The sequence below is a fragment of the Amycolatopsis sp. NPDC114503 genome, assembly GCF_055633655.1.
The window spans coordinates 67,783-77,752 of sequence record NZ_JBVKDT010000024.1 but is presented as its reverse complement, the minus strand read 5'-3'; the positions used below and the strand labels follow the sequence as shown (position 1 = coordinate 77,752).

Here is a 9,970-nt window from a genome sequence, read left to right as displayed (position 1 = left end):
GAGTGGTGGCAGCTGCAAACACTGCGCGGCGGGCGGTTCCGGCTGACCGTGACCGAACTCGACGCCGAGTCCGCGCCGCCGATGGCGGAGGGGATCCGCGTGGTGTCCCGGTCCTGGGTGAGGGTGGATCTGACCCTCGAACAGGCGGTGCAGCTGGGGTTGTCGGCGGGCGGGTACTCGGTCGAGGGGCTGCTGCGCGACGTCAACGGCGAACCGGTCGAGCTGCCCGAGGTGTCGCCGGTGCGGGTGCCGGTCCGCTGGCTGCGTCCCGGCGATTTCGAGCGGGTGCCGGCGACGCACTCCGATCTTGACCAGCGCGGCTGGTAGGCGGTGTCGGGCTACGGCCGACCGTGGCCTGGTTTTTCGTCCCAGTAGGACGAGGACGTCGGGCGTTCGCCTTTGAGCCAGGCGGTGTCTTCCCTCATCGAGTTGGCGATGCCGTCCGGGTTGAGCACGGTGAACACCATGTCCGTGAACTCTTTCCGCGCCTGCTGATCGGCGGCGGACAGACCGCGCTTTTCCTTGCGTGCCCAGTATTCCTGCTCGCGTTCCAGGCGCGAGAGGAGTTCGTTGCGGGTGAGGGTATTGAGGTCGTCCCTGGTCAATCGCTGGAATCGGGCCATCAGGCGGTGCCTTTCCCGGTCGCTGAAGCTGGTGGGTGTGTCGTCATGCGGGCGGCGAGTTCGTCGGCCGACGGTGTCCAGGCACCGCGGCGGGCGTCGATGTCGTCGAGGCGGCGGTGGGTGCCTTCCTTGGAGGGTGTGAGGTAGCGCTGGAGGGTGCGGCGGTCTTCGTGGCCGGAGAGGTTCATGAGGTCGGCTTCGGTGGCGCCGTCTTCGCCGGCGTGGGTGAGGCGGGAGTGGCGCAGGTCGTGCAGGTCCCAGCCTTCGGTGGCGGCGCCGAGGTGGCGTTCGGCGGTGCGGTAGGTCATCCGCCGCCGGCGGCTGCGTTTGTCGAATTCGCCGTCGCGGGCGGTGCCGTCCTCGGGTGCGCGGCGGGAGGACAGGAAGATCGGGCCGGTGCGGCGGCGGCCGAGGAGCTGGCCGAGCATCCGGGCGGTGCGGATGTCGTAGAGCAGGTCGTCTTCCTTGCCGCCCTTGCGGATGGTGCGGGCGCGGCGGTTGGCGCGGTCGAGGTCCTCGACGTTCAGCCGCAGCACTTCCTCGGCGCGGGCCGCGGTGGAGTACAGCATTGACCACAGCGTCCGGTCCTCGAGCGAGCGGCGTTTGTCGGTGATCAGCCGGTCGATCTGCTCGCGGGTGCGGACGCGGTTGTCGTCGGGCTTGGGCTGGTGCTGCCGGTCGAGCCCGGCCAGCAGCGCGGCCGGGTCGCCGATCCATTCCTGGTCGTGGAAGTAGGCGAGTGCGGAGGCGACGGCGGCGCGGCGGGCGTTGAACGTCGCCGGGGCCTTGTCTGCCCAGGCTGTGCGGATGTTGGCGTGCAGCCGGTCGCGGCCGCCGTCGTCGAGTTCGCCGAGGCCGGTGATCCCGGCGAACGCGGTCGGCAGGGCCGTGGTGTAGGAGCGGACGGTTTCGGGCGAGGTGATCCGGCCCGACCGGCCGCGCTTGTTGGCCAGGTGCCGCAGGAACGAGGCGAGCGCGTCGGCGGTCGGCACGCCGTCCGCCGGCGGATCCGCCACGGCGGTCAGGAGCGTTCCGGCGGCCATCGGGCGACCCTCCTCTTCGTTGTCAGATAACACGCGCGAAAGGGGTGCGGCCCGCGCGGGCGTTCCCGCAGGAGCCGAATCCCAGTTTGTCAGATAATACGTCATTATCTGACAACCCAGATTTCGGCGAGACCGAGTCAGTTTCGGCGAATCTCTAATTTTCCGCGAAACTGCTAGAGTTGCGCGAAACTCGCCAGATTGACGGAGGTCGGGATGGACACGCCGCGGGTGCTGAAGCTGTCGTTCGAGATCCGGATCCCGCCGGGGCTGAAGGCCAACGTGCACGGCCACCGGGTCGAGGCGGCGATCGCCGCGTTCACCGGCGCGGTGCAAGGGCTGGCGGGATCGGTGTTCCCGTGGGCCGACCGGATCGTGGCCGAGCACAGCTGGTCCTACGAGTGGTTCTCCGGACGGGAAGACCTCCGGCTGCCCGCCACGGAGAAGAACACGGTTCCCGCACCAGCCGAATGAACACCCGTCTGTCCTCAATGGGCAGTCAGGCGTTGATCGGGGTCCATTCGCCGTTCCGGTTGCGCCGCATCGTGAAAGCGTCGCATGCGACACGCCGGAAACTGGTTTGCCGGGGCGCGCCGGGCCGGGGTGGCGACGCGGCCGCGGGGTGCGGCAGGCTGACGGCCCCTGTCCGGAAGGAAAGAGACGCCGCGATGAGCCAAGCAGCCACGGTGCCCGTGCCCGCCCCCGCGAGCTGGACGTGGGGACCGTCCCGGAAAGGCCTGGGCGGCTACGGCGGCTCCTGCGCGTCCGGGCCGTTCGCGTTCACCGTCAGCGCGAACCACCGCCACGGCGACAGCTGGGAACTGCAGGCGACCTGCGCGCTCGCCTCGGTGACGATGGCGACCCACAACTGGGAGGCCGAGAGCCTGTCCTGCACACCGGAGGGCATCGTCGCCGAACTCGCCGGGCGCGACGTGCTGCGCCAGCTGGCCGAGACCGCCCGTCGCCGGGTCGCCGAGGCAGCCCGCCTCCTCGAGGAGTTCGACGTGCTCGCTCGTGCCGGCGACGACACCACCGCGTGATTCAGGCGGGTCCGCCGTCGCAGGACGCGGCGCGCTGCGCCACGCGCGGGGCCCTTCGGGCTGAGAATCGGGATGTTCCCGAACGTCCTCATGAAGGGGCGCCAGCGCGATGGCGAAGAAGAGTTCCTCGGCCGGCCGGGCCGCGAAGCGGCAACGCCAGGCCGCCCGCGTGGCGAAGCAGCAGCGCCGTTCGGAGAAACGGCACTCCTCTGATTGCGGTCACCGGCACACCGGTCTCACCCACGTCGGCCTGGCGCCTCCCGGGCTGGACCCGGCCGGTTGGCAGGTCTTCGGCCCGGACGACGATCTCGCGTTCGAGGAACCGGCTCGGGAGCTGATGGACTCCAGCCGTTGCCCGGTCGCCGAGAGCTGCGAGGCGTGCGGCGGCACCGACGGTTTGCGCCCGGTCGTCTCCGCGTTCAGCAAGCCCGGCGGATTCGACGTCGGCTGCGCCACCCTCTGCCACGCCTGCGACGACGGCACCTCGTTCCTGCACCGGTTCGGCTTCGACGGGATCGAGGCGGCCTTCGCCCGCCACGCCGATCACGCGAAGGGCGAAGCATGACTAGCGGCGACCACGCTGACAGGGCCTTACTCCGCAGCAGCGGGTTGCGGCACAATCGGGAACCATGACCGTCACCGATATCCCCGGTCTGGTCGTCGACGATTCGCCGGACCGGCCCCCGCACCGGCCACGGGTCACGTTCGAGCGCTCGGCGAAAGCGGTGCGGGCGGCGCTGAAACAGGCGAACGCCGAGGCGCTGGAAGAGTTCGAGCGCGCGTTCCACGTGGCGATGGCCGAGGCCGACGACGATTTCGACCTGGACCGGGTCGAGAAGGTGGTCCGGCACTGGTGGTTCCGAGCCGTGCACTACCTCGACGACGAGGCCAGCGCCTACACGGCCGCCGAGGCGGAGCGGCTGAACGCGGCCGACGACGCGGCGCAGGGATCGGCGGCGGCCGGGTGAGGTACGAGGTCCGCTACACCACCCGAGCCGAACAGCAGAAGGACAGCCTTCCGCCGGACGGCAAACGCGCGCTCGCGCGCCTGGAAGGCCAGCTCAGCAGCAACCCGCGCAAAGCCGGGGAGGAAGCCAAAAGCGAGGGCGCCTGGTACGCGGACTTCGGCGACTCCGGGCAGGCCAAATACGTCATCGGCGACAACGTGGTCACGGTGACCGTCCTGTTCATCACCTGGGCCGGCTGACGCCGTCGTCGCGTGCCGCCTGACGCGGTCAGCGGTCGCGGCGCCAGTTGTCGAGGACGTCGCCGATGTGCTTGTGCCAGTTGTCTTCGCAGGCGGTGACGGTCACGCCGTGGTTCCCGCTGCGGTAGTGGTGCCACAGGACGTCCACGACCCGGTAGGCGCGGTCCTCGATGTCGACCATCTCGCCGACGCGGGGCACCAGCGGCGCGGTGATCTCGGCGGAGCCGGACCCGCCGTCGTCGGTGTGCAGGGTGTAGACGATGTCGATCACGGGTCGCCTTTCCTCGCGGAGCTGACCGTGCCCACCCTGGCCACCGCGTCGCTGCCGCGCAAGATCCTTCCGGGCGAACCAGGTCACCGCGCCTGGAGCGCCACCAGGTCGATGCGGGCACCGGGTGGGAAGCTGGCGGGCATGAGCGTGGAGGCGGCGCACCCGGACCTGATCGACCTGGACGCTGGCGACATTTACGAGTGGGAGCCCGAGCCCGCCGGCGGCGGCGAGCCGGGCTACAGCCACAGCGAGGACCACGACTTCGCCTGGCCCCGCACAGCGCTGGAAGAAACCCGGCGGCTCGCGGAGATCGCGACGGTGGACCCAGCCGAGCTGGACCGGCTGCGCGACCTGCTGGTCAACCCGCCCGAGGACGACGACTGACAGGTCCCCGGCACCGCCGAACCCGCCGGCGCCGGGGACACCCACCCGCCCCGGTACTGGTGCCCGAGGCGATCGCCATCCTGCCCGCCCGGCGGGTTAGCGGCGGAAACCGGCCTGAATTCCGGCGACCGCGTCCGGGTACGGGCCGAGGCGGTTGAGGGCGTGCCAGCCCGCGATCCAGCGCAGCAGCGCGATCCGGGAGAGCCGCCAGTCGTCGGCGGCGTCGATCAGGACCTCGCGGCAGAGGTCTTCGCGCAGCCGGACCAGCAGCTCGTCCTCGACGGTGCGGCTCATCGTCATCCACCACAGGTCGCCGGGCAGGTCCAGGACGTCGGTGAGGATCGCCGCGGCGGCGACGCTGGTCCCGTTGCCGTTGTAGCCCCAGCCGAAGGTGTGTCCTTCGCCCCTCGTGATCTGCGGCCGCAGCCGTCGCAGCACCGATACCGATTCCCGTTGCGTCGGCCCGCTGGCAGGGGTCTCCACCTCGATCCGGCGCGGCCCGTCCTCGGGGGTGCTGCCGTGATAGACCCAGTCCTCGTCACGCTCGTTCACCGCGCTCATCCCTCCAGGTTCCCGGATCTTGTCGTCACACCGCGATGAACAACTGCGGAAGCCGGCCCAGCTGTTCTCGGACGGCGGTGTGCCGGTCCCGGCGCGGCTGCTCGCTGTCCACGACCGCGCGATGGCGCGCGTACAGCTCGTCGGTGCCCGCCCCGAAGGCGCGGACCTCGCCAGCGAACGCGGCCATGGCCGCGTCATGCTCGTCCTGGACCTGCTTGAGCTGCCGGGCGTACCCCGTGTTGTCGGCAAGCCCGCGGGACTCCTTCTGTTCGTGCTCGAGTTTGAAGAAGCTGTTGATGGCGTCGAACGCATCCCGCGACAGCTGGGCGACGACGGGGTAGCCGTGCTCGGTGGGGATCTTGACGTGTTCGAGGCCGGGCCACCGCGCCAGCGGCGGTGCGCCCTGGAAGTACGGAGTCGCGCCGGTGCTGAGCACGTCGTAGACGCACGACGCGACGAACCGGTCGGCCGCGGCGGACCGGAACATGCCGAAATCCGGTGTGACCGACACCGTGCTGCGGCGCAGCTCGCTGCCGTCCTGCCAGACCACGTGCCAGTGCTCCGCGCCCGCGCACCTAGTGCCGGGGTGGTAGTTGACGATGCCCCACGGCTGCCCGGCCAGGGTCCCGTCCTCAAGGACCAGCGGCTTCTCGATCAGCTGCCGGAACACCGCGAGGGTGACCTGTTTCCCGGACACGGTCAGGGTTTTGATCTCCACGCTGGCGGTGGTGATCTCGGCGTTCTGCACGGTCAGCGGCGGCTTCGCCATCTCGTTCCCTTTCCCCGCGGCAGCGGGTGATCCACCTGTACGGCTTTCCCGACACGACCGTTGTCACGGCGGCGGCCGATCGCGGCGCCCGCCGGCGGGCCCGGGATATTCCTCGCCGCAGGCCGGGCAGTGCACCAGCACCGCGGCCGCGGGGACGGCGAAGTCGGTCCGGCAACGGTGCCAGAACTGCAGGCAGCCGAACCGGACGGTGCAGGTCATGGCGACCGCCTCCACCGCCGGGTCCTCGGGATCGAGCCGGTCGCCGACCACGCGGGGACTGGCGGCCCCGCACAGCGGGCACACGGACTCGTCCGGCGTGGTGTAGCCAGTGCCGTCCCGCCGCCAGACCCCGTGGTGTCGCACGACGGTGCGGGGCGCGACCCCGCCGCAGGCATCGCACCGCAGGTACAGCACCGGTTCCGGCGACGGCCGGCGCACGATCTCGGCCAGCATCCCCGCAGTGACCCGGATTTCCCGCCGCGCCCGCGTCCACCGCGATTCCCCGTCCGGCTCCCGACTGCCCGGATTCCCTGTCACAGCACCGACTCCACGGTCGGCGCGACCGGCCCGGCCGGTGCGGCGGCGGGGGCGGTGCCGTCGAGGTCGAGGCGCGTGTCCATGTTCAGCCGGAACCGGCCGTAGGGGTTGACGTGGGTCCAGAACAGCGGGGTGAGGGCGCGGCGTTCGTCGGGGCCGACGCTGTCGTGGAACCGCGGGACTTCCAGAACCGCTTGCAGCAGCAGGGTGTTGATGTGCACGAGCGCGGACTGCAGCAGGTGCAGCGCCAGCATCGAGACCTCGGCGTGCTCGCGGTCGGGGCCGGTGAGGTCGCCGTCCTTGCCGTAGAAGATGACGGTGTTGCCGGAGTTCCAGTTCTCCACCACCTGCAGCCCGCCGTGGATCTCCCGGCGCAGCTCCGGGGAGGCGAGGTAGTCGCAGGCGAAGATCGTGCGCACCGCGCGTCCGAGTTCTTCCAGGGCCTGGTAAGTGGGGTGTTTCGGGCCGCCGCGGGTGAAGCGGCGCAGGATCGACTCCGATTCCGCCGTGCCCAGCCGGAGCGCGGTGGCGTATTTGACCATCTGGTCGTACTGCTGGGCGATCAGCTCCCACCGGATCGGCCGGGTCAGCACCTGCCCGAGCGAGGCGTAGGCGCCGGTGTCGTCGGGCCGATAGAGGCGAATCGAGCCGATGTTCTTCAGCCGGGGCAGCAGCCGGAACCCGAGCAGTTCGGTGAAGGCGAACCCGACGACGCTGGCGCCGTGGGTGTCGACGTAGTTGGCCTCGATCTCCGCGTCGGTGCAGTGCCGCAGCAGCCCCTCGATCATCGCCGCGACCTCCGACGACGAACAGCTCTTGAGCTGGGAGTAGATGCACACGTTGCGCCGCTCGACGTGCCAGTAGATCATCACGCCCGGCCCGCCGTAGCGGTTGTGCCACTCGGTCATCAGGTTCGACTCCCACGACCCGAACTTCTTCGAATCCGACGCGCACGCGGTCCCGGTGCCCCACCAGTGCGGGTCGCGGGCCTCGAAGGTGGCGTTGACCAGCTTCGCGATCGCGCGGCGCAGGTTGTCGCGGGTGATGAAGTGCCGGCGCACGTGCCGCAGCGCGGCCTCGGTCTCGCCGTGCTCGCCGGTGTCCACGATCGCCTTGATGCCCATGTTCGTGCCCAGCGCGAACAAGCACAGCAGCAGCCGCCGGCGCAGGGTGTCCCGGTCGAGGTTCTCCCTCGAGGCGACCGAGGTGAACTCGGCGGTGAAGTCGGCCAGGAAATCGGAATCCTTCAGGACGTCGAGCAGGTCCAGGGTGCCCCAGCGGCGCACCACCTCGTCCTTGATCGCCTGCAATCGCGCGGGTTCGGGCAGCGGCTCCAGCTTCGGCACCGTGATCCACGGCTCGCCGCGGCGGCGGGTGATCCGCACCCCGCCCGCCGAACCGTCGGCCAGCGCCGTGTCCAGGCCGGTCAGGGCGTCGCGCATCCGCTGCTGCAGCCCGGCGATGAACGCGGTCGGGTCGGTCGGCTGCCGCAGCGCCGCGTAATGCACCTCGCGGGAGGCCTCGAAATCGCCGGGCAGATCGTCCTCGGGATTGCGCCACCGGTTCGCGCCCGCCACCCAGATCTCCCGGCGGCGCACCGCGTCGCGCAGCGCGACCAGCACGCACAGCTCGTAGGGGATCCGCTCGATCCGGCCACGGTCGTCGACCACCGCCTCCCGCCACGCCTTCGGCACCACGCCCTCCACCGGCACCGGGGTGCCCTCGGCGTAGAAGCGGGTCTTGCCGTCCACGCTCGCGTAGCGGTCCAGCAGCTCGAGCGCGGCCATCACCGGCCGGTAGGCGGTGTTGTTGCACCGGAAATCCAGCGCAGCCAGCAACGGCGGCAGCATCCGCCGGTAGTGATTCGAGTACGACGAGCGCAGCACCGTGCGCACCCGCGCCTGGAACACCACCTCGTTCGCCCGGGCCTCCCGCACCAGCTCCCGCAGCGTCTTCTCGCCCACCACCGGATACAGCGCGGTGCGCACCTTCGCGTCCGGATGCGCCACCGCCGCCTCCGCCAGGCGGAACAGGATGCCTTCCTTCCCCCGCACCCGCCGCAGGTCCGCGGTCAGCTCCCGCTCGACCCGTTTGTCCGCCCGCGTGTTCACCTTCAGGATCAGCGCGATCAGCAGGTCCACCAACGCGTCGGTGATCTCCGAGGCCCGCAGCCAGCACAACGCCGCCAGCAGCGTCCACCGCACCGCCGGTGCCGCCTCCCGCAGGTCCGAGGGATACGACCGCATCGCCCGCGACCGCCACGACTCCACCAGCTTCTCCGAGGTGTCCGCGAACAGCCCCGCCGGCAGGCCGATCGCTCGCACCGCGGCGAGTTTCCCGATCTCCCGCAGCAGCGTTTCCAGCCCCACCTGCCCCGGATCGGCCTTCAGCTCCGAGAGCAGCCCCCGCGAGCCCGGCTCGATCTCGTCCGCGACCAGCGCCTCCAGCCGCGCGACGCAGCCGTCGTCCAGTCGTGCGGTGACCCGCTCGCAGAACTGCTTCTCGAACGACGACCGCGCCGAGCCGATGATCCGTTCCGCCCGGCCCGGCGGCTCCAGGCGTTCGCTGCGGCACCGGACCAGCAGCGCCTCGCGCAACTGCTCGTCCCTCAGCTCCACCGGGCACACCTCGGTCGCCAGCCACCCCGCCAGCTTGTCCTCGTCGTCCCGGGAGAACTCCCGGAACCCGAACGCGGCCCGCACCTGCGCCCGGTGGTACTCGATCGTCCGGCCGGCGAACGCGTACTCCGCGAAGCTCTCCGGACCGACCTTCACCTGTTCGGCCAGATACGCCACCGCCGCCGGCGGGACCTCGGCCGCCGAGCGCGGGAACCGCGCCTCGATCTCGAAGAACTTCAGCAGCGCGGCGAACCCGAGCCGGGTCGCGCCCGACTTGTTGCCCACCAGCTTCCAGTCCTCGCCGACCAGAGTCCACGACCCGACCAGATCTTCCGACGACCACTCACGGCGCACGGGCGTAACCGTAGAGCCAACACTGACCGGACCAGCAGTTAATCCCTGTAACGCCGCCCGGGTCAGCGCCCTCGCGGGACCGGCCACTCGGACGGCGGCGGCAGCCTGCGGCCGCGCAGCATCCGGGCCTCCTCCGCGCACTCGCAGTCGAAGCAGATCAACACGTCCCTGGCCCCGGCCGCGTTCGAGCCCGTCATCCGGTCTTCCTCGTCCTCGTTCAGCATCCGCCCGCACCGCGGACAGGCCACCGCGACGCGCGGCTCTTCCAGGTCGTAGCCGATTGCCTCGGAAACATCAGCGAGGAACCCAGGATCACCATCGGCGAGTTCCACCAGGTGCTCCTCGAACTCGTTGCGCGGTCCAGGCACGTCACCAGTGAACTCTCAGAACGTCCCCGCCGGTATCGCCTGACCAGGCACTCCACCCCTACTTTGCGGCTCGGGCCAGCTTCGGGAGTCCTGGGCCACCACGTCACGCTGCGGGGCGTGGTCGCCAGCTGGACAGTTCTGGGCCATTTGCCGCGGATTCGTGCGTGCGCGGGCGCACATGCTCTTCGACAAGACTTT

At 70.6% G+C, this 9,970-nt stretch carries 15 protein-coding genes; 7 read left to right on the top strand and 8 right to left on the bottom strand.

Annotation, left to right across the window (positions count from 1 at the left end; translation table 11 throughout):
* A partial coding sequence (locus ACZ7OI_RS48440) for a hypothetical protein (RefSeq protein ID WP_470270872.1) occupies positions 1 to 327 on the top strand: 327 nt, incomplete at its 5' end.
* A gap of 11 nt (positions 328 to 338) precedes the next feature.
* Here ACZ7OI_RS48440 and ACZ7OI_RS48435 read toward each other — a convergent pair.
* The gene (locus tag ACZ7OI_RS48435) at positions 339 to 623 is read right to left on the bottom strand and encodes a hypothetical protein (protein WP_470270871.1); all 285 of its coding nucleotides are present in this window, start codon (positions 621 to 623) and stop codon (positions 339 to 341) included.
* Positions 623 to 1,666 carry a tyrosine-type recombinase/integrase gene (locus tag ACZ7OI_RS48430; protein ID WP_470270870.1) on the bottom strand — a complete coding sequence of 348 codons (1,044 nt, stop codon included), beginning with the start codon at positions 1,664 to 1,666 and terminating at the stop codon, positions 623 to 625. The genes ACZ7OI_RS48435 and ACZ7OI_RS48430 overlap by 1 nt, the downstream gene beginning before the upstream one ends.
* A gap of 213 nt (positions 1,667 to 1,879) precedes the next feature.
* On the opposite strand from ACZ7OI_RS48430, the gene ACZ7OI_RS48425 reads away from it, so the two are divergent.
* The 5 genes from ACZ7OI_RS48425 (at position 1,880) to ACZ7OI_RS48405 (ending at position 3,910) form a co-directional block, all read left to right on the top strand.
* Entirely contained in the window at positions 1,880 to 2,137 is a 258-nt protein-coding gene (locus tag ACZ7OI_RS48425; RefSeq protein WP_470270869.1) for a hypothetical protein, read from the top strand.
* A gap of 194 nt (positions 2,138 to 2,331) precedes the next feature.
* Complete coding sequence (locus tag ACZ7OI_RS48420; RefSeq protein WP_470270868.1) at positions 2,332 to 2,703, top strand: hypothetical protein; 372 nt, start codon at positions 2,332 to 2,334, stop codon at positions 2,701 to 2,703.
* Positions 2,704 to 2,812: 109 nt separating this feature from the next.
* Positions 2,813 to 3,268 carry a hypothetical protein gene (locus tag ACZ7OI_RS48415; protein WP_470270867.1) on the top strand — a complete coding sequence of 152 codons (456 nt, stop codon included), beginning with the start codon at positions 2,813 to 2,815 and terminating at the stop codon, positions 3,266 to 3,268.
* Positions 3,269 to 3,332: 64 nt separating this feature from the next.
* Positions 3,333 to 3,671: a DUF6247 family protein gene (locus tag ACZ7OI_RS48410; protein WP_470270866.1), complete on the top strand. Its 339-nt coding sequence runs from the start codon at positions 3,333 to 3,335 to the stop codon at positions 3,669 to 3,671.
* Positions 3,668 to 3,910, top strand: a complete 243-nt coding sequence (locus ACZ7OI_RS48405; protein WP_470270865.1) for a type II toxin-antitoxin system RelE family toxin — start codon at positions 3,668 to 3,670, stop codon at positions 3,908 to 3,910. Before ACZ7OI_RS48410 ends, ACZ7OI_RS48405 begins: the two co-directional genes overlap by 4 nt.
* Before the next feature lie 28 nt (positions 3,911 to 3,938).
* Here the strand turns inward: ACZ7OI_RS48405 and ACZ7OI_RS48400 are convergent, their stop codons facing one another.
* Positions 3,939 to 4,181 (bottom strand): hypothetical protein, encoded by a 243-nt coding sequence (locus tag ACZ7OI_RS48400; RefSeq protein ID WP_470270864.1) that lies wholly within the window; start codon positions 4,179 to 4,181, stop codon positions 3,939 to 3,941.
* Between the two features lie 27 nt (positions 4,182 to 4,208).
* Between ACZ7OI_RS48400 and ACZ7OI_RS48395 the strand changes: the two genes are divergently transcribed.
* Positions 4,209 to 4,565 carry a hypothetical protein gene (locus tag ACZ7OI_RS48395; protein WP_470270863.1) on the top strand — a complete coding sequence of 119 codons (357 nt, stop codon included), beginning with the start codon at positions 4,209 to 4,211 and terminating at the stop codon, positions 4,563 to 4,565.
* A 96-nt stretch (positions 4,566 to 4,661) separates the two neighbouring features.
* Here ACZ7OI_RS48395 and ACZ7OI_RS48390 read toward each other — a convergent pair whose 3' ends face one another.
* From ACZ7OI_RS48390 to ACZ7OI_RS48370, 5 genes are all read right to left on the bottom strand, one after another.
* Entirely contained in the window at positions 4,662 to 5,126 is a 465-nt protein-coding gene (locus tag ACZ7OI_RS48390; RefSeq protein ID WP_470270862.1) for a DUF6166 domain-containing protein, read from the bottom strand.
* A gap of 25 nt (positions 5,127 to 5,151) precedes the next feature.
* A complete protein-coding gene (locus ACZ7OI_RS48385) occupies positions 5,152 to 5,895 on the bottom strand; it encodes a hypothetical protein (RefSeq protein ID WP_470270861.1) in 744 nt (247 codons plus the stop codon).
* Positions 5,896 to 5,958: 63 nt separating this feature from the next.
* A complete protein-coding gene (locus ACZ7OI_RS48380; protein ID WP_470270860.1) occupies positions 5,959 to 6,432 on the bottom strand; it encodes a hypothetical protein in 474 nt (157 codons plus the stop codon).
* Complete coding sequence (locus ACZ7OI_RS48375; protein ID WP_470270859.1) at positions 6,429 to 9,404, bottom strand: Tn3 family transposase; 2,976 nt, start codon at positions 9,402 to 9,404, stop codon at positions 6,429 to 6,431. The genes ACZ7OI_RS48380 and ACZ7OI_RS48375 overlap by 4 nt, the downstream gene beginning before the upstream one ends.
* A 62-nt stretch (positions 9,405 to 9,466) precedes the next feature.
* A complete protein-coding gene (locus ACZ7OI_RS48370; protein ID WP_470270858.1) occupies positions 9,467 to 9,772 on the bottom strand; it encodes a hypothetical protein in 306 nt (101 codons plus the stop codon).
* Positions 9,773 to 9,970 lie beyond the last annotated feature (198 nt).